The organism is Paenibacillus sp. FSL H8-0079 (assembly GCF_037991315.1).
GTDB lineage: Bacteria > Bacillota > Bacilli > Paenibacillales > Paenibacillaceae > Paenibacillus.
This window is the reverse complement of record NZ_CP150300.1, coordinates 3979363-3998546: the sequence shown is the minus strand read 5'-3', so window position 1 is coordinate 3998546 and position 19184 is coordinate 3979363. Positions and strand designations below refer to the sequence as shown.

Here is a 19184-nt window from a genome sequence, read left to right as displayed (position 1 = left end):
GGAAACCAGCAGTGGAGCTGGGTGGTTAAGCATCCCTTTGTTGCTTCAATGCTTGTAAATCAAGAATGATAATCCGGCTACGATCCACTTCGAGCAAATGCTCTTTCGTAAGCTGGTTTAGAAGCCGGTTCGCTGTTTCCCTTGTAGTTCCGATGGAATTGGCGAACTCCTGATGTGTCATGGGCAGGTTGATGACAATTTGATCTCCATGCGTCTGCCCGTGCTGCTCTGCGAGCATGAGAAGGAAGGAGAGCACACGGTTGCGTACATCCTGACCAGAGAGCACCTGCAATTTGTCCTGTAGTTCACGTATTTTGTCTCCGAGTACACGCATAATTTTGATTGCAATCGATGGAGTACTCAGCATTAATCGTTCGAACAATCTGACAGGTATGGCCAGTAGTTCGGTAGGCGTAATCGCTTCAGCGGTAGCCGGGTAGGGGTGTGCGTTAAAAAAGCCGGTGTGTGGGAACATATCTCCTGTTTTGAGGAAAGAGACAATCTGTTCATGTCCATTTTCATCCGTTTTATAAGCTTTTACAATGCCGGTACGAATGAAAAAAACAGCTTCTTTTTCGCTACCTTCGCTAAAAATGACCGTTTTCTTGTGAATACTTCTGGAAATGGCGATATCTTCGACCTGCTTTAATTCCTCGGGGCTAAGGTCCTGGAAGATGGGGAACTGTTGTAGAAACTCCGCTGCTGTATCTTTGTTGACCCTGCTCATGAGAATCTTTCCTCTCTGTGTTCATATTTCTAAAAACGATATTATTCAATCCTAGGAGGTTAACTGTGAAGTGAAAACCAATACGCATACAATCGTTATCCCTCATGAACATGGCGGCTGGGCCATGGTTAGTGTACCTTTTCTGGTAGGTATGATTGCAAGTGGGCCGCACTGGCTGCATGTGCCATTATTTGTAGCCTGGCTTGGACTATATCTAACCGCGTATCCGTTACTGCAGTCTTTGAAAAGAAATGCTAATCGACATCGCTTATACAAGTGGGCTGCAATCTACGGTACAGTGGCTCTAATCTGTCTAATCCCACCCGTTCTGGGTCAGACCTCACTACTATTCTTTGGTCCGGTTCTGGGCGGACTGTTGCTCGTGAACATCTGGCATGTAAGACACAAAGTAGAACGCTCGCTTACCAATGATCTGTGTGCCATGCTGATGTTCTCTCTAGGGGGAGCGGCTGCTTATCTCATTGGAAGTGGCCACTGGGACTATAGAATGGCAATCGTAGTTTTGTTTTCTTTCTTACATTTTACAGGAAGTACGTTCTTTGTGAAATCGGTCTTTCGAGAGCGGACGAATAAGCGTTGGCTGATGCTAACTCGTCTGGTACATATCCTTCTAATTCTCATACCGATCGTGATCGGATATCCTTGGATGTCTTTGGCGTATGTCTACTCCGCTGTGCGTAGCTTCATATATGCAGGCAGAACACTGCGCCCTATGAAGGTCGGGATTATTGAAATTATTGGAGCCGTGCAGTTCCTGCTCTGGTCTATTCTGTTGTAATCCGCATCATTTCATCATAGCGTGATTTTTGAACACAACAGGTGATATAGATCACAACGTCACAGGATTGTTTTTGATTGCTCTGCCAAGGTTAATGGAATGATAGAACATGATCGAACAAGAGAGGGGTCGGCCCAGATGTGGACTGCATTCATGTGGGGCGGCATCTCTCCTCAGCGGTTGTCATAGGCGCACTTGCAGCCTTGTTTCTGAAGATTCCCAAACGAGTCATTGGCTGGATTATGGCTTTTGGGACAGGAACATTAATCGGTGCAGCGACCTTTGAACTTCTCGGAGATGCGCTGAATGATGGAGGGATAATACCTACAGCCATTGGATTTACGGCGGGTGCCGTCGTGTATACGCTGTTTGACCTGCTTGTTTCTGCAAAGGGAGGGGCAGGGCGTAAACGTTCGGCAAAGTCAGGAGACTCGAATCAAAGCGGGCTCGGGATCTTTGCAGGTACGGTAATGGATGCTATTCCGGAATCCATCATGCTTGGAGCCAGCTTGCTGGCCGGCAACGGCGTGAGTGTGGTGCTGGTGGTATCGATCTTTGTCAGCAACATTCCTGAAGGTCTGTCCAGTACGGTTGGACTACAGGGCAAGTACAGTCGTGGCAAAATCATATTAATGTGGCTGAGTGTACTGTTGATCTCCGCGCTTGCCGCGTTGGGTGGATATCTGTTTCTGGAACAACTTCCAGAGGAGATGGGTGCGGCGATTGGTGCATTTGCAGGTGGTGGAATCATTGCCATGATCTGCTCGACGATGATGCCGGAAGCCTTTGAAGAGGGTGGTCCAATTGTGGGTTTGATTGCATCCATGGGATTGCTCGTATCGCTGTTGTTGGATCTGTAGATGACAGAATAAGCTTCCGATGCAGCTTTCTTTCAGAAAGCTTTAAGGCGCACACTTCGCTTCTTCAGCTTATTTTTGTCCTCTCCGTTTTTGTGTAAATATTAGTTGAATTTATATAAAAAGAGTATCCGAACAGTGTGATTTCTGATCGGATACTCTTTTTGATTATTTAACCAAAAGGATGATATTAATGGTTGCCGGAACAGCTTCCTCCGCACCCGCAAGCTTCCTTACCTAGTTCATTCGCCTCGGGCAGGCGATTCAATTCCACGGATTTCGTGAAATAGTGACTGATCTGCTGATGTAGCTGGCTGAATTCCCGTTGTGCATAGATGAACCGGCGAATGAGGGGATGATCATAGAGTGCGCGTTCTTCCTCTTCATATACCTGAATTTCAGAAGCAAGCAACTCAATATTCTGCCGTTCCTTTTCTTCCAGTGCCTGATGTTTCTCCATAAATTTCTCATACTGAGTCGTAGCCTGCTCATCTGCAGCAAACTGATTAATCATGTCCCGCATCTCTTTGTAGCCTTCATCCTGTAGCAGCAGTGAACAGAGCTCCTGCATTTTGTGCATAATGATCTGTTTGTCCAATTTAACAACCGTATTCATCGCATAAACCTCCTGAAGATCTTTTCTTAACTGTATACTGTAACGCTAGGCGGCACTGTGATGATACTCACATCCAATGTGAAATATAATACTTGTCCCAAAGCTATATAAGCTGAACTGATCATTCACACGTTAACAGTGATGGGAAGGTTATTCTGCCCTCGCGGTGTTAGTGCAAATAATCTTTAGTTCAGAACGGAACCATTTCCCTAAGCTGCTCCAATTGCAGAATAAGGATACAGTTCCCTGTAACCTGAAGCAGTCCCTGGGTTTGCATCATGGCAAGTTTGCGACTAAGTGTTTCGGGTGTGATCCCGAGCAGCAGAGCCATATCTTTTTTGAAAACAGGCAAGCGAATCTCATGCTTTGCATGATTTCGGGTATGAAAATACAATAGCAACTTGGCAATCTTCTGTTCCGTTGTCATCGCACTGAGCGAGCTATTCCATTCATCTGTTTCACGGAGCAGATTAGAAATGGCAAGCAGGAAATGATAAGCAAGCTTCGGATCATGTTCCAGTAACTGGTCAAAGTCATGCTTGCTGATAGAGCAGATGGCCGAAGGCTCCAGAACTTCGGCGTTCGCAGCATGTGGTTTTTGGTGTAACAGGGAATCTTGTCCGAAGAAATCTCCGGGAAACAGAAACCGGATAATATGTTCCTTGCCATTTTCATTGTATTTGGATAACTTCAAACATCCCTGATGAACCACATAAAGCGTATCTGAGCGTTCTCCCTCCTGGACGACAACTTCGCCTTTGTTATATTTGCGGGTATGCAAAAGGGAGGTCAGCAAGGCAGCCTCGGATGGATCAAGATGCTGGAACAGAGATACTTTGGAGAAACAGGCATCCTTCGCTTCGTGTGTACAGATCATCGTTCAATCACCTCGAATTGTTCAGGATAGGTATAGCCATTATCTATTGTCATGTCTCAGTGAGACATCGCGGGTCCGCCATGATCAGTACCATCCTTGGTCACACGCAGAACAGCGGCAGCGCCTTTGGCTACATGGTTGAACTGATGGGTTACAATCGCATAATCGCCTTCTTCGGTCACCGTGAACTCTACGACAGCTCCACCACTTGCGGGAAGCATAACCGTCTGTATTCCATACTGGATGTTGCGTGGATTCCCATCGGTATACACACGGTCCATAATGGTACCCACAACGTGGAAGGATGAGACTTCATTGGGTCCGGCATTACTGACATAGATCCGTACCGTATCTCCTACTTTGGCTAACAGGGGATGTTTTACTAATCCATAATCATTACCGTTAAATACGACATAATCCGGTTCACCGTTCAAAAAAGCTTCGTAATCATGCTCTTTATACCATTCACTCTGAACAAGGGTATACTCACGATCAACCAAGTGATCGGAAGGGTATCCTGCCTTGGGTTCAACAATAATCATGCCGTACATACCGTTCGCGATATGGGCAAGGACTGGTTTGGTTCCACAGTGATACATGAATACGCCGGGTGAGGAGGTTGGATAGGTGAACGTACCTTCCTCACCTGGCATAACATCAATAAATTTGCTGCTTGGAGCAGCATGTACAGCGTGAAAATCCATAGAGTGAGGCAAGCTGGAATCTTTATTTTTTAATGTGAACACCAGGGTATCTCCCTCTGTCACTCGTAGGACGGGTCCGGGAACGGTGCCATTAAACGTCCAAGCGTTATACATCACACCTTCGGAGATTTCGACATCTGTAACTTGGGCCGTCATTTCAATATATACCGTAGTACCTTCTCTGCGAATGATAGGGTCCACCGGGGGTTGACTTACCGCAGTGGAGGAGACTTCATCGTGGTGAACAGGTTTAACCGTATCGGTTGTACTACAGTGAGAGAGAGTTGCTGTAAATATGGCGAATACGAGTGACCATTTATATACATTCATTAAGGAAAACATAGGTACACAACCTTTACTCAAGTGATGTTTTTCACAATCTAAAAAGCAGGTATTCTTTCATTCCAGTAGTTATTTAGTTATAGATTACGTTATTGAGGCAAGTACGGGTGTGATGAGGCACACACTTGGGTATGTCGTATTAGAAGCATTTCCAACAAACTGCCTTCAATTCTTGTGTTGAGGAACGGAGTTTCATATAATTTTAGAGAGATCGATTGGTAAATGTTGAGTATTTTCATGCTGTGTGTGGGCACGCTTCGATTGAACAACGGATTGGTCAACTGGGATGGAAGTGTTTCGAATGTTATTGTGCAATAGGTGAACGTTGGTTTAACGTGGAGGTCACAGACGAGAAGAAGACGTCTCACCGTCTACGCATGTGGAATGTCCGCATTGTAGTTCCATTAATCAGGTTGAATTACATGCCAAGCCGACTACCGAATGTGTTTTTCCAAAATTCGTGCTGGAAAAGACCCTGTGAAGATGAAGAGTTAAAGCCGCAAGGAGAGAAGATATGAAACTACGTGTAAAACTGACTATTTTTGCAGTCATTCTTGGTGTGTTGATGATTCCGTCTTATTTTATTTTACAGGCATTCGGTGTATTTCAAAAAGAGACAGTATTATCTGACTATGCTCTCGCTGTTGATGTTAATGGGAAGTCCTATGAAGCCTGGCCGCTTATTAACAGTTTTGCAGCGATGGACAAAGAGGAAGATAACCGTCAGCTCTATTACCGGATTGATATGAATCATATCCAATACCTGTTTAATCTGGCCTACCAGGAGTATGATGTGAAGCCTGGCGGAGACAATCCGTATCTGGCTGGTACGGTAAACTATCAACGCACAGATCACAACTATGTGCAGACCGAGAGACAGTATGAGAACGCCACTGATTTCACAATGGTTTTGAATCTGTATGATCAGAATGGGCAGGTGATCTACACCTACAATAACACCGGCAAGGGAGATAAACAGCTGGTAGAATCCATTATTCATCAGGGAATGAGCCGTTCTACTAATGGTGGTGGCGGTGAGGCTGTTCGCGATCCTTATATCAATATAACGGCGTTATTTCGCGACAAGCTAAACATCGATGTGAAGCTGACGGTGGATGAGGAACACAAAGTAGTTACTATTCGAATGAACAAATCGGAGGCGAGATGATGAATGAGCATGGTGTGCAACACGGACCCGTTTATCTGGAAGGATTAACAAGTAAGATAGAGGACATAGAGTCAGATGGAGTAGAGTGGAAAGGCAAACTTCAAATGAGTGATGGTCATGATAAATTCCATATTTATTATTATGGTGACTTGATGGAAGATGATCTGATTACCTGGCATGATTCGACACCGCTTCTTGTATATGCGGAGCATACGGTCACGGGTGAGCGCTATCTGCTCATTGATACCGCAAAGCACGGATATGATGCCATGTTATGTGAGACCTATTTGGAAGAAGCGTTACATGACAGACCCCTTCGTCCTTACCTGGATGTTGAAGGAGAGGACATATTTGAAGTAGAGTTGACGGCTTACTACAATGTGCCTTGGGATGAAGAGTTTGGCGAAGATGTAGATGGAAATGGTGCATATGAACTGATTACGGGAGAACGCATGCATTTTGATCAGGTCAAACGTGATGGATATGATGCCTTTGCCATTCGCATTCTGAATCGTAAAGGGGTATGGACTGAAATTGTACAGGAAGAACTTGCTTAGATTCTGAAAACGAATGAACCAAACTGAGATGGGAGATGTCGACAAATGTATATGGTATCCCGTGCACTTAAACCGGTTCCAGCAGAGGAACTGAATCAATTTGAACAGCAATATGCCATCTCGCTACCTTCGTCATACCTTACCTGGATTGAACATTACGGAGAAGGAACATACACGGGTTGGATGAATGTGCAGAGACCGGACCCGGAAGTGCTGAAGCCTTTTGTTGAATATGATTTTTGGATACATACGGACGATTCGCCAATAAGTCAGCATCAACTTGAACAATGCATTACGATCGGCAGTTCTGTGGATGGAGATTTCCTTGCTGTTCATCCAGAAGTAGAGGGGCTGTTGTGGCTACCGCGTCATGATGAGCATATTACCTTGTGGACTTGCCTGGAGGCTGAATTTGGCGAAACACTGGACCGGATCTATTGCGGGTACTACCGTCAGGATAAACCGATATCGCCACTATACTATGAACCGTGGAATGAGCTGCGGAAGCATACGTTTTACCATTTTACAGGGACGGAACAGGGAATCTCCATGAAGGAACTGGCCAACAAGTGCAAAACAGAATTTAAGTGGGATTCTGTGTTGGAGAATGAGTACATGTGCAAGCTGTTTATGGTATCGATGGGCGGATACTTACGGTTTAACTATGCGACTGGAAGAGAAGTTGCCCTGTTCTATGAAGAAAAGAATGGTGCGGAGGAGGCGACGGATAACGAAATCAGTCTGTTTTTGCAAGCACATCATTGTACGGCATATGAATAGGGCTGGAGTGGAGGGAAACTTATGAGTTGGTTAAAAGAAGACATCGCGGAACAATGGCGCAATGAAGGCAAGCGTTATGCAAGGGATGTCAATGCATTTGTACGGAGAAGTATGGAGGGAGAGCAACCGGATGAATCCGAGCTGGAGGGAGACTCCAGAAGCGGCTTGAGTACTGAAGTATTCCAGATGGTGAGACAGGCCAATCTCCATGGTGACGTGGAGGTGCTTCGACGTGAGCTGCCCGCAGCGACGTGGCCATTGAACGAGGCGTTTCAGGGTTCCATGCAAGCGGTCAAAGTTGTAGGTTATCTGAACGAGGAAACGATTGTATGTAATACGGGGATTTTCACGGAGAATAGTCATATATATACGATGGATCAGCACGGATGGCAGTTGATCTCTCCATATACTTTTGCAGGTTGCTCATCGGATGGACTTGACTTTGCGCTTGCAGGACCGGATGGGATTCGTGTCATTCGTCAGCCAGATCGCAAGTTGGAAGGACAGGAGATAGCGACATATCGATGGGAAGATATTCAAGCCCGGATACAGTCGGCATTACCTCGGATTGAATCACTTGCGGACTGTGAGCATCCCGAACGGACACTTGAGGGACTTATACCTATGGATGAAGGCAGTGCACTACTTATACATTCACGATACGGGATATATCTGGTAACGCAAGATCAAGTGACCTTGCTTCATCCCGATCTGGCAGAGATCGAAGAGTATGAGCTAGAGGATACACAGATAGATATGGGACATGCAGCTGTATCACGTGATGGTCGATGGATTGCCTATGGCAGCCAAGGGAGCAATCATATGGTGATGGACCGTCAGCTGAGCAAGACATACTCCCTATATCCGGAATCGAGCTATCCTCATTATGCGGCATTCACAAGTGATAACCAGAACGTCTGGTTTAACGCATGTCATTTCTATAACGGGGTAACGATACAGGTTCCGCTGGAATCAATCGCAGGCAACGAAACGAAGGAAGATTGGCCGGTCATGGATGAGAATGCACGAGTGTATGCAGCAGTGGAATTAGAAGCGGGCATGGTGCTTGGGGATGCATATGGTTATTTGTACTGCGTGAATGGCGAGGGTAAAGAAGTATGGCGTCATTTTGTGGGCAGTACGATCTATTCTCTCGCCGTATCGCCAGAGCAGTCCAAGCTGGCAGTCGGTACCTATGGTGGCATGCTGCATGGGCTCGATCTTCGTTCCAAAGAAATGGACGAGTACGGGATCGGGACAGGCACTCTTCGTGAGTTGGAGCGGTATGTGTTGTGGCGTGGAGAAGAACCTCTGCGATGGTGAGTTCGTATTACAACCTGCAAAGGGGTGAAGGAATGGAACGTGAAGAGGCTGTAATTTTATTAAAATGTCACTCCTTCTTCTATGATGATCTGAGTCATCCCAAGATGGAGAATGATTTTATTGGCAGTCTGTGGCCTTTTCGTGGACGTACCAGAACTTGCACGGCCTTCACTGGATCGGGAAGTCATAGCATGTCTATGGGGAATTACTCACATGGCTGAATCACTTGTTAGATGAGAGAATACAGGATCAAGAGCTCCGAGAGACCAAACAATAATACAATTCCTTCAATAACAAAGAAGCTGCCGAAGCAGCTCCTTTATCTGATCTGAACCAGTACTTTGAATAAGTCTCGATTACCACTGAAAGAAACGATGTCCGTGAAATCCTCCGCCTGGAGGTCCTCCGTGTCCACCTCCGTGAGGTCCGCCGGGATAGCCACCTCCTGGGAAAGGACCATGGTGCCCACCTGGGTAACCACCTCCGGGATAACCACCATGCCACCAAGGACCGCCGATCGGAAATGGCAGTGGGAAAGGAACAATGGGCGGGTATGGATAAGGATAAGGGTAAGGATACGGTGGGGGTGGCGGAGGTGGTGGGTAATAAGGGTAAGGATAACCCGCAGGTTGCGGGGATGACACTGAACCAGGGCCGTATGCCATGTAACAAGCCTCCAATAACTGGATTGATGATATCAGCCTATGCCACAGTTTAATCAGATGATACAGCAGATTGAAGATTAAAGAATATAGAGTAATGAGGGGGAACCTATGGTAGCCGTAGCTTTTCACACCGATCCAAGAGGAACTGCCTATGAACTGTTGATTGACGAATTGATCGAAAAGACGGATCGTTTTATGCTAGTTGACAGAAAGTATGCTGAAGAAGCTACACCTGAAAAAGTTGCCAAAGTGTTACAGAGACTTGAGCCGTATCTGATTGAAAACAGTACGATGGAAGAAATGATGATGAAAAGTGGCGCCATGTACTCAGAGGGAATCTATTACATATACCGTTGCACGCCGGAATCAGGGCAGGTTCTTAAGGAGGAAGCTTCTCGCTTTCGTGACTGGTTATATCCGTCAATGCCGGATGATCTTTGTTTTCTAAAAGAGGACGGGAGTGATCACTTCTATACTGTTGCTCATGAGAATATGTATGGCATGCACATTACACAAGAAGAAGCAATTGAGCTAATGGAGCGAATCACTGGGTTGTTCTTTAGATTAGATCGACATCAGGACATTCATCGCTTACTGGACGATGCAATCAGGCATCAGACGGATGTGCTGAATATTAGTTCACATTACTTGAAAGAGATTCCCGAACGGATTCGGGAACTACAGCACTTGAGCCGCTTGACGATTTTTGAGCAGGATGTTTATACGCTTCCTCCAGCTCTTTTTGAACTGACAACGTTGGAAGAATTGGAGATTATGACGGCGGATTTAGAAGGTATTCACCAAGACATTGGAAAATTGAAACAACTTCGAGAGCTTAGAATTTATTGCGGTAGTTCTTATCATGTTCCTACCGGATGGAAGCCAAAGGAAAAGTCGGATCTTGGTCTGAAACATATTCCAGCCGAGATTGGTGAATTGAGCGAACTGGTGACTCTGGATATAGGATACTCGGGCATTCGTGAGCTTCCGCCTGAACTGGAGCAACTGAAGAAGCTACGTTATTTGAGTGTAACTAATGGTTTAATTGAGGAAATGCCGGACATGGTGAATCGAATGACCTGGCTTCTGGATGTGAATCTGAACAGTACTCCATTAGGAATTAGTTGGGAGCACATCTTGGGCGAGGAAGAATCTTAATATCAAATGAGCCCTGCTCGGGATGTCCGAGTCAGGGATATTTGTCATGCTCCGCAAACATAGCGGAAATGGGCTCACGCATCTGGGCACTGGGCATAAGCTGGCATATAGGTTATGACCTAAACCGAGAGCGAAGGGCAGGCGTTTTATTTTGGCAACCTCAACCATGGATTACACTTTACCAACCACCCAATTTACTTATGATTTAAGCAATAACCCGTTATTCAAGAAGGATGAGGACAACTACATTAATTCTCTTTCCATCAACCAGTTAAACACACTCGGCAATACTTCTTTACTGGATATTTTCCTCAGCACAGGCAATGTGGTTGAACCTCATATTCATCAGAATGCAACCGAACTGGTATACTGCATCAGCGGTGCGGCAGTCGTGTCACTCATTAATCCGTTCACGAACGAGTTGCTTCATTTCCCGATTACACCAGGGCAAGTAGCTAATGTACCTCAAGGCTGGTGGCACTATGAAGTGGCTACTGTCGATCATACGCACTTACTTGCAATCTTTGATGCTCCTGTGCCTGAAGCGATATTTGGCTCAGATATTTTGCGTCTTACACCTGCAAAACTTCTGGCTTATACGTACTGTCTGGACGAGAAAAAAGTTCAAGAAGCACTGGCTCCCATCCAAAAAACAGTGATTATTGGCCCGCCGATAGATTGCCAGCCTTCAACTGCTCCTGCCTCTAACAGTGCTCCGAATGTCAATCATCAGCCTTACGTAATGCCTAATGTACAGCCAAACATGCAACCAAACACACAACCCAATGTACAACCAAACATGCAGCCAAATACACAGCCTAACATCCAACCTTATGTAAACCGCCTTCCGTACTGGGGCACTTGGGTTGACCCGCGTATTATCCACGAACCAGGTTGCCCATATTATAGAGAACTTCCTTTGAATACGACTAATCAAGAGGAAAGATGACGTTTATGAGGCGAGGTTTATCTAATACACATAGGTACTTCAATTAAATTAGGTATAGAAAAAGAAGCGTCCGCAACGGAACGCTTCTTTTTTATTTTTTACGATGTGTAATTTCGTCCCAAACCAATTTCCGTTAATAATTGACGATAGGCAATTGAAGTACGGTCCGCGGGAATATGGGCCTCGGCATGCAGATCAAGGGGCAGATCCTCCGGTTTCTGTGACTCGACCATCTCGCGATCTTCTTCGAATACCTGCAAGTTGAACTTGATCGTATCTTCAATGGGAGCATCTTTGTCAAAGTTGCGTGTAATTGGACAGAATAGACGTGTGTACCGAGCAGACATTGGCGAAGCACAATTCAGAATATTCAGCTTGTCGTCTCCTGGGAAATGTACCGTCAGAGAAGCCGCAAAGGGTGGGAACACCCGAAACTCTCGCAACCATTGGAAACCTTCAGGTGCAACAAGATCTTGCCCTTTGCCATAATTGCTGACTGTACTCCAATACTCGGCCAGCAACTCATTTCCCTCGCGTTTCACTTTGTACTGGGGGACTTCTGTGTTGTTTCGGTCACCAAATGTTTCCGTATGCACATAGGCAAAATGGGATACATCCAGGAATCCTTCCATTTGTCGTCCAGACGAACCAGCAATATCAAAGTTGGGTATTAAAATATTGATATAATCCGGATCATCCCATCCAGGAAAGGTTGGAATTTGTTCTTCCGTTCCCGCCAGTGTGGTCCATATTAAGCCATAACGTTCGACTGCCGGATACACGATGAGTTTGAGCTTAGGTGAGATTTTGGAGCTTGGGTGCGCAGGCACGGCGGTACATTTTCCTTCACAATTATAACGGAAACCGTGATACGGGCAGACAATCTCACCATTTTCTACCCAACCTTTGCTAAGTGGAGCCCCGCGGTGAAAACAAAGATCTTTGGCTACCACAACCTGATCATTACTGCGATAAAGAACCAGCTTCACATCGAGTAATTGAGCAGCCAGGGGTTTGTCTGTTACTTCGGTTGCTTGGGCTACCGGGTACCAATATTGGGATAATACATGCCAGTCTTCAGCGGTGAATGTACAGCCCCTAGGTAATTCGGATGTCACATTACGGTTTGCGTTGGAAGTTATCATATGAAACACTCCTTGCTGATATGAATAAACGATTCTCTTTTTAATGTTAGAAAAGTTAACTTGATTAGCCGTATGTTACTACTCTTTTGGTCAATGTATCAATATTCCCAACCTACTTTTGGTTGAAATCACAAACAGCTCAGTAAAAACCGTACATGGATACGGAAAAATCCGGATTTTTCTTACGTCATATGTTAATTTTATAGAAAGAGGACAGACATTCAGTATGTTATTTCTTTTACTCATTGATGGCTTTATGGAGGTTTACTGTTTAGAATTGCAATGTGAATATTCGTTAGTTGAGCAACCATTCTTATGGACATAAAAAGATTTTCGCAAAGAATGTCACAGATCCCTACGGTCGTTTGTCTTCAGTATGTAGACCAAATGACGGAGGCGAATGAGAAATGAATTTAAGAACGAACTACAGAGCAGTGAGTCCAGGTGCTTTTAAAGCGATGATGGCGATGGAGCAATATATATCCGGGCAATTTGAGAATAAAGTGTTATACGAGTTGTTGAAAATCCGCGTGTCCCAGATCAATGGCTGTGCCTTTTGTCTCGATATGCATGCCAAAGATCTGATGAAACTGGGAGATTATGCGGATCATATTCTCTTGTTAAGTGTGTGGCGTGAGGTGGCTTTCTTCACGGATCAAGAACGTGTTATGCTGGAACTGGCTGAAGCGGTGACTAAAATCTTGGAGCAGGGCGTACCACTTGCATTGTACGATAAGGTTCGTGAGCACTTCAGTGAATCCGAACTGGTGGATCTGATCTTGGCCATTAACACGATTAATAACTGGAACCGGATTGCGATTACAACTGGAATGTATCCGGGTTGCTTTAACTAAAACTACACGCACCATGCCAGAGGAGGCCGTTCTCATGAATTCTAATATCCACGCTAATGAGCCAGAATTGTCTTCTCTGGATGTTGGTGAGCTGTATATTCGTTATAAAAAATATGCATTTTCAATAGCTTACCGCATGCTGGGCAGTGTGGTAGAAGCTGAAGATATTGTGCAGGATTGCTTTGCTGGGATTCAGAGTACGTCTGCTCAGGATATTCGTAATCCCAAGTCCTACATCGCCAGACTGGTTGTGAACCGAAGCTTGAATCTGCTAAATTCCGCCCGCAACCAGCGGGAAAGTTATGTTGGTGAGTGGCTGCCAGAGCCGATGGGTGACAGTGAAGAGGAGAACATGCCAGAGGAAACGATGGAGAAAAAAGAACTGATCTCCTACGCCTATCTGATCATGTTGGAGCGTCTATCGCCCATGGAACGGGCAGTGTTTGTCCTTCGTGAAGCGTTCCGATATGATTATTCCGAAATAGCGGATTGGCTGGGCAAAACGGAGAGTAACTGCCGCCAAATCTTTAGCCGCGCCAGACGAAATCTGCCCGAAAGACTTCCGCCGATCGAGCAGAGTGATGCGGATTTGATAGCCAAAGGTGAATTGCTGAGCCGTTTTACAACGGCTTTCCTTCGTTATGACGTCTCTACCATGCTCGAGTTACTGGCGGATCATCCTGTATTTACAGCAGATGGCGGTGGCGTTGTGCATACCGTTATGAGAACGATGAACGTTCACAAAGGCGTGCTTGCCCTCCTGACCTCACGACGAGTCCTTACTCGATTGCGTGATAGAGAATGGGTGCCCATGTGGATCAATGGCGAGCTTCAACTCGCGTTGATGAAAGAAGGGCAGTTGTCCGAGGTACTCTGTATAGAGTTGGACCCTTCCGGTGAGCGGATTGAGGGAGCTTATCTCGTCGTCAATCCGAACAAACTTACATCGATAGACACTTCAACTCTTTGATTAAAGTTTAAGGACATGATATATAAACTTAAAAGCGACAACCTCTGTCATGAGGATTGCCGCTTTTTTGCATTCACATTCTGCTATTCACTATCCGATTATTCACGGGCAAATTGTTGTTGAACAGGTTCAATGATTGCTCGGACTTCAGGTGTAAGCTCATCATTGTTCTGATTGAGAACCAGCAAAATCTTTTCCATGGTATCGAGAAGAATACTCTTCGTTTCGGGCTCCCGCGTAGCCAACGCTTTCTCGTAAGCTTTTTTCACTTCAGGGTCCATGGTGCGGATTTCTTCGTCAGTGTACCAGTCGTAAGCAGGCGTATTGTCACTTCCGTAAAACAGATAATCCACAAATAACCACTGTTTTATTTTGGTTGTACGATTGGAATTCGGGAAGTTATTCAAAAAGGCTTCTTTCTTCAATGTACGCTGAATTAATTCGTCCCAGGAGATGATAATGCCACCATCTGAAGTCGTCATTTGATTGGACTCGGTAGCCATAATTTCAATGTACGCGCCAATGTCTGCCTGGACAAAGGGTTTGAACTTTTGGTATATCTCATAATTGATGATGGGGTAATACAAGCCTTCACTGGTTTCCAGTTTGAACCCGAGTTCAGATGCTTCCTGCAGAAGCTTCTTCGCTGTCGGATCTTTAATTTCTTTGAGGAGACGACTATATGTAAGCTTCTGTTCGTAACCAAGTTGTTCATGGGCTTGAGATATGGCTTGTTGAAACTGTTCCGTATACATTTGGTAATCCACATCAGCCAGCTTCACGTTCTGCATGTTCTCTAATTGCAGCGTCATTAATGTGGCCTGCCAAGGGCCGACTTTATCGATATGATTCATCAGGTATTTACGCGCTTTAACCAGACTTTCTGTGGACTTCACTGCTGCTGTTCGATAGGTTTGGAATTGATGATACACGGTTTTGGAAGCAGGGATAGGTGCAGCCAGTGTTGTTGAGGTCGTAAGTGTTGAGCCAATGGCAGTACAGCCGAGAGCCATAGCCAGTAAACCAAGTTTAGCAGGTTGCTTCCATCTCATTCGTATAACCTCCCATAATGAAGAAAAAGCCATTTGAATTCTCGTATAACCGCATTTCACCGAATTGTATATGTATGATCCATAAGTTGACTATGTACGTGTTTGTCTTTGATTAAACCAGTTTCTGGTAACCGAATCAAGAGTCTTCAGTAGGAAAATGATTGCAAATAGTCAAAAAAAAGTCCCTAAAACCCGAATGGGTTGAAGAGACTGTTCTGGGGAATCGGACTTTATTTTCTAATTAATGAAGTGGTTTATTGCTGGTAGGCATCTGAGGTGCTCCGGTTGCTGGAATGTATGCCTGAAGCATCTGTTGTGTATCACTTATAGTGAGTTGAGGTACTTGATAGTAGGCGTTTTGATTCTGGAACATGAAAATTTCATAGGCCATCTCGATAAAATGTTGGATCTGAGAAGCGATGACTCGGCGAACCGTGCCATTCGTGATCTCGCTGCACGACATGCCGAGCAGACTTGCATGTGACTTGATCAGTCCCAGCATATGACCGCTAATTCCGGCATCCTTTACATCAGCCAAGCTCTGGTTCGGTTTCTTCGGTGCCGAGGGCTTAAGACCATATACCGGCGGAACGATGTTGGGAATCATATAGGTTGCCGTCTCTTGATGAGGCTTCTGTCCGGATGCAAAACACTCTGCTGTCAGATTGTACTGGGATAAAATGAAATTGTACTGCCGGTCCAGAATGCCAATCAGTTCCTGGCTCTGCACAAATGTACGAAAGATCATATATTGATCCAGCACGTTAATAGTGGAGGACAGAATCTCATGCACATCGAACATCTCATGGCCGCCATGATTCATGTTAGGAGTGACATTTGGATTTGCATTCATAGTGGGTTGTACTAGATTTTGAGGGTGCATCGAATTCGGATTCATTGTAAATTTGATTCTCCTTTGGTAAATGGTATGATCCTAGTATGCTTGGAGAGTAGTAAATTTATGTAATATGACATGTGAGTGGGGTAAAAGCGTAAGCACAAATAGGAAAAGGCATGGTGGTGGTTAAGATGGAAGAGACCGATTGGGGTGTAGCAAAGGATTTGTTCGTCAAACATTACGGAAGCGCAATACAAATGCATCGAGAAGGCGTATATGCGGACTATAAGCGATGGGACGTACCCCAAGAGTTAGAGGAACAATGGATAGAGGAGCGAATTCAACAATTAAGTTCTGAGCTGTCTATCATGAATTGGGATGCGGTGGATGAACTTGCGTTGATTGCCAAACATCGGACAGAACCCAGTATAATTAAGGCAATTACAGCATTTGCTTCAAGACAATTGAAGAGTGCGGACAGTATGGTTCGTCTCGTGTATGCTGAACGTCTGATTGAGCTGATTAAACGGTATGAATCTTCTCTGCCGATGGACAAGTTACGGGAAACCTATCAACTGACGATGGATTTGCTGGTCGATGTGGCGACTAAACCGTTGGTGCTTGATCCGGGGCATGAATTGCAGCAATATGGATTAAAGGATAAGCGAGGATTGAATTTACGTGTGGAAAAGAATAAGGAAGAAATCATCCGATATTTTCGCAATTAATTGAATTTTATCAAGTGAGGTCAGAATCATTGAGAAAACTGAATTATATTCGCATATTTATTTTCCTTAGTGTGGTTACTATAGTAACGCTTGGCTTGTACTACGTAGCCGCAGATTGGCTGGATCAGCGTTATTTCCGCTTCCTGATCTGGAATCTGTTCTTGGGCTGGATTCCTTTTGTGTTCTCTTATGCAGCCTATCTTCTAAGTGATGTGAAATGGAAAGGTGCCACGTGGCTTGCAGTCGCAAGTGGTCTGCTGTGGTTGTTATTTTTCCCGAACTCTTCTTACATTGTTACGGATTTGGTTCATCTGACAGCGAGAAGTTCCCGTTATTATGGTGGGAACGGAGTGGACTACACCTATTGGTACGACTTGAGCGTTGTATTAATGTTTGTCTGGACTGGACTCCTACTTGGATTCCTATCGATGTATCAGCTTCAGGAAGTGATCTATCGCCGTGTTGGACGATGGGCATCTTGGATCTTTGTATTGGCTGGGTGTGCTTTGGGAAGTTATGGGGTATTGCTTGGACGTGTATATCGACTGAATAGCTGGGATGCACTGACGAATCGCGAGACGCTGATTGAGCTGATGCACGAAAGTGTAAGCCGCCCTTCTCTTGCGTTTTGTTTGTTTTTTGGTACGTTTATCACTACAATCTATGCCACATTGTACTATCTGATCAATACGAGGTCTCCCCGTGAAACGAAGAAGAGTGCAGTAAATCCTGAAGCAGACATACAAGCGTTGCGCTAATTCATGTTGACTCGAGACATGCAGCCAGATAAAATCTCCGTAAAACGAGTGGAACAAATGATTGAACGGCAGTTGAGCATGCTTTGTCCAACTTAAACTTACGTTGTTTGAAGAAGGGTTATTTCCTTTTATAAGGGAGTAATCCTTCTTTTTATGGGAGTTTGGCAGGTATGCAGGATATGACGAAGAATTGAAAATGAGAGTATAAAGAATACATAGACAAGTAGGTGGAAAACAAAATGTTGAATGTATTAGAGCTAACAACAAAAGTAGAAGAAGTCATGGAACGCGTGAATTTTTCGGGTGTTGTATTACTCCAGCAAGGCGGGAAAACCCTTTTGAATATGAAACGTGGCTATGCGAATCGCAGCGAAGAACTGGCTAATCAGGTGCATACACGGTTCGGTATTGCATCAGGATGTAAGATCTTCACGGCAGTGAGTGTAGCAACTATTTGAAGCAGGCAAGTTGTCTGCGGATTCCAAGCTTACGGATGTGTTGGATGTGGAGTTTCCACTATGGGACAAAAGAATCACCATCCAGCAGTTGTTAACACACACGTCAGGCATTCCGGATTATTTCGATGAAGAAGTGATGGATGACTTTTCAGAATTATGGAAAGACAGACCCGTCTACACGATGCGGCGATTAAGTGACTTTCTGCCCATGTTTCAGCATTTGCCAATGAAGTCTGCTCCGGGTGAACGTTTTCACTACAACAATGCGGGTTTCATTGTGCTGGGGCTTATCGTGGAGCAACATTCAGGACTGGCGTTTACAGATTATGTGGAAGAGCACATTTTCAAAAGGTGTGGCATGAAAGACTCCGGTTATTTCTTAACAGATCAGCTCCCGCGTAACACAGCTTTAGGGTATATCGATCATGAAGATGGCTCTTGGAATACCAATATGTTCTCCATTCCTGTCAAAGGTGGATCGGACGGTGGGGCCTATGTTACGGCACCGGATATGATTCGATTTTGGGATGCTTTGCTGGGTCCCCAATTGTTGAATGAAGAGACGACACAGCAGTTATTAACACCACATGCTCATCAAGAGGATGAAGAGTACTATGGGCAGGGTATCTGGATTGACCGCAAGGAGGAAGACATTTTCAAATTTCATGTCATGGGGTTTGATCCAGGGGTGTCGTTCATGTCTTCCGTGTATCCGGACTATGATCTACAACTGGTTGTGGTCTCTAATCAAGAGTCTGGTCCGTATCCAATAACAATTGCTATCGAAGAAGCTTTGGCATGACGAATAACCCCCAACCTATGGTCAGGTTATGGCCACAAGATTGGGGGTTCATTGGTC

Annotated in this window: 21 protein-coding genes and 2 pseudogenes; 15 read left to right on the top strand and 8 right to left on the bottom strand. The window is 45.0% G+C overall.

Annotation, left to right across the window (positions count from 1 at the left end; all coding sequences use genetic code 11):
- Positions 1–25: 25 nt before the first annotated feature.
- On the bottom strand, positions 26–727 hold the full coding sequence (locus MHI06_RS17780; protein ID WP_076331468.1) for a Crp/Fnr family transcriptional regulator: 702 nt from the start codon (positions 725–727) through the stop codon (positions 26–28).
- A 70-nt stretch (positions 728–797) separates the two neighbouring features.
- Between MHI06_RS17780 and MHI06_RS17775 the strand changes: the two genes are divergently transcribed.
- Positions 798–1526, top strand: a complete 729-nt coding sequence (locus MHI06_RS17775; protein WP_340398637.1) for a YwiC-like family protein — start codon at positions 798–800, stop codon at positions 1524–1526.
- A 138-nt stretch (positions 1527–1664) separates the two neighbouring features.
- Positions 1665–2386: pseudogene (locus MHI06_RS17770) on the top strand (ZIP family metal transporter).
- Between the two features lie 187 nt (positions 2387–2573).
- Here MHI06_RS17770 and MHI06_RS17765 read toward each other — a convergent pair.
- From MHI06_RS17765 to MHI06_RS17755, 3 genes are all read right to left on the bottom strand, one after another.
- Entirely contained in the window at positions 2574–2999 is a 426-nt protein-coding gene (locus MHI06_RS17765) for a YlbF family regulator (RefSeq protein WP_340398636.1), read from the bottom strand.
- Positions 3000–3189: 190 nt separating this feature from the next.
- On the bottom strand, positions 3190–3876 hold the full coding sequence (locus tag MHI06_RS17760; RefSeq protein ID WP_340398635.1) for a Crp/Fnr family transcriptional regulator: 687 nt from the start codon (positions 3874–3876) through the stop codon (positions 3190–3192).
- 56 nt (positions 3877–3932) lie between these two features.
- Positions 3933–4922 carry a multicopper oxidase domain-containing protein gene (locus MHI06_RS17755; RefSeq protein WP_340398634.1) on the bottom strand — a complete coding sequence of 330 codons (990 nt, stop codon included), beginning with the start codon at positions 4920–4922 and terminating at the stop codon, positions 3933–3935.
- A 514-nt stretch (positions 4923–5436) separates the two neighbouring features.
- On the opposite strand from MHI06_RS17755, the gene MHI06_RS17750 reads away from it, so the two are divergent.
- The 5 genes from MHI06_RS17750 to MHI06_RS17730 are packed head-to-tail and all read left to right on the top strand — an operon-like array spanning position 5437 to position 8971.
- Positions 5437–6090, top strand: coding sequence for a hypothetical protein (locus MHI06_RS17750; protein ID WP_340398633.1), 654 nt, complete (start codon positions 5437–5439; stop codon positions 6088–6090).
- On the top strand, positions 6087–6647 hold the full coding sequence (locus tag MHI06_RS17745; protein WP_340398632.1) for a hypothetical protein: 561 nt from the start codon (positions 6087–6089) through the stop codon (positions 6645–6647). Before MHI06_RS17750 ends, MHI06_RS17745 begins: the two co-directional genes overlap by 4 nt.
- Before the next feature lie 45 nt (positions 6648–6692).
- Positions 6693–7427: an SMI1/KNR4 family protein gene (locus MHI06_RS17740; RefSeq protein WP_340398631.1), complete on the top strand. Its 735-nt coding sequence runs from the start codon at positions 6693–6695 to the stop codon at positions 7425–7427.
- Positions 7428–7448: 21 nt separating this feature from the next.
- Positions 7449–8750, top strand: a complete 1302-nt coding sequence (locus MHI06_RS17735) for a hypothetical protein (RefSeq protein WP_340398630.1) — start codon at positions 7449–7451, stop codon at positions 8748–8750.
- Positions 8720–8971: a hypothetical protein gene (locus tag MHI06_RS17730; RefSeq protein WP_340402207.1), complete on the top strand. Its 252-nt coding sequence runs from the start codon at positions 8720–8722 to the stop codon at positions 8969–8971. Before MHI06_RS17735 ends, MHI06_RS17730 begins: the two co-directional genes overlap by 31 nt.
- A gap of 98 nt (positions 8972–9069) precedes the next feature.
- On the opposite strand, the gene MHI06_RS17725 is transcribed toward MHI06_RS17730, so the two are convergent.
- A complete protein-coding gene (locus tag MHI06_RS17725) occupies positions 9070–9219 on the bottom strand; it encodes a hypothetical protein (RefSeq protein WP_340398629.1) in 150 nt (49 codons plus the stop codon).
- Between the two features lie 54 nt (positions 9220–9273).
- On the opposite strand from MHI06_RS17725, the gene MHI06_RS17720 reads away from it, so the two are divergent.
- The 3 genes from MHI06_RS17720 (at position 9274) to MHI06_RS17710 (ending at position 11522) form a co-directional block, all read left to right on the top strand.
- Positions 9274–9468: a hypothetical protein gene (locus MHI06_RS17720; protein WP_340398628.1), complete on the top strand. Its 195-nt coding sequence runs from the start codon at positions 9274–9276 to the stop codon at positions 9466–9468.
- Positions 9469–9523: 55 nt separating this feature from the next.
- Complete coding sequence (locus tag MHI06_RS17715) at positions 9524–10573, top strand: leucine-rich repeat domain-containing protein (protein ID WP_340398627.1); 1050 nt, start codon at positions 9524–9526, stop codon at positions 10571–10573.
- Positions 10574–10724: 151 nt separating this feature from the next.
- Entirely contained in the window at positions 10725–11522 is a 798-nt protein-coding gene (locus MHI06_RS17710; RefSeq protein WP_340398626.1) for a cupin domain-containing protein, read from the top strand.
- A gap of 98 nt (positions 11523–11620) precedes the next feature.
- Here MHI06_RS17710 and MHI06_RS17705 read toward each other — a convergent pair whose 3' ends face one another.
- Positions 11621–12667 carry an aromatic ring-hydroxylating dioxygenase subunit alpha gene (locus tag MHI06_RS17705; RefSeq protein WP_169481129.1) on the bottom strand — a complete coding sequence of 349 codons (1047 nt, stop codon included), beginning with the start codon at positions 12665–12667 and terminating at the stop codon, positions 11621–11623.
- 407 nt (positions 12668–13074) lie between these two features.
- Between MHI06_RS17705 and MHI06_RS17700 the strand changes: the two genes are divergently transcribed.
- Positions 13075–13521, top strand: coding sequence for a carboxymuconolactone decarboxylase family protein (locus tag MHI06_RS17700; protein ID WP_340398625.1), 447 nt, complete (start codon positions 13075–13077; stop codon positions 13519–13521).
- Between the two features lie 34 nt (positions 13522–13555).
- Entirely contained in the window at positions 13556–14491 is a 936-nt protein-coding gene (locus MHI06_RS17695; protein WP_340398624.1) for a sigma-70 family RNA polymerase sigma factor, read from the top strand.
- Positions 14492–14589: 98 nt separating this feature from the next.
- Here MHI06_RS17695 and MHI06_RS17690 read toward each other — a convergent pair whose 3' ends face one another.
- Positions 14590–15543: a hypothetical protein gene (locus MHI06_RS17690; protein WP_340398623.1), complete on the bottom strand. Its 954-nt coding sequence runs from the start codon at positions 15541–15543 to the stop codon at positions 14590–14592.
- A gap of 241 nt (positions 15544–15784) precedes the next feature.
- The gene (locus MHI06_RS17685; RefSeq protein ID WP_340402143.1) at positions 15785–16396 is read right to left on the bottom strand and encodes a spore coat protein; all 612 of its coding nucleotides are present in this window, start codon (positions 16394–16396) and stop codon (positions 15785–15787) included.
- A gap of 176 nt (positions 16397–16572) precedes the next feature.
- Between MHI06_RS17685 and MHI06_RS17680 the strand changes: the two genes are divergently transcribed.
- From MHI06_RS17680 to MHI06_RS17670, 3 genes and pseudogenes are all read left to right on the top strand, one after another.
- Positions 16573–17109, top strand: a complete 537-nt coding sequence (locus MHI06_RS17680) for a hypothetical protein (protein WP_340398622.1) — start codon at positions 16573–16575, stop codon at positions 17107–17109.
- Between the two features lie 29 nt (positions 17110–17138).
- The gene (locus MHI06_RS17675; protein WP_340398621.1) at positions 17139–17867 is read left to right on the top strand and encodes a DUF1361 domain-containing protein; all 729 of its coding nucleotides are present in this window, start codon (positions 17139–17141) and stop codon (positions 17865–17867) included.
- Positions 17868–18106: 239 nt separating this feature from the next.
- A pseudogene (locus tag MHI06_RS17670) lies at positions 18107–19127 on the top strand (serine hydrolase).
- The last annotated feature ends 57 nt before the right edge of the window (positions 19128–19184 follow it).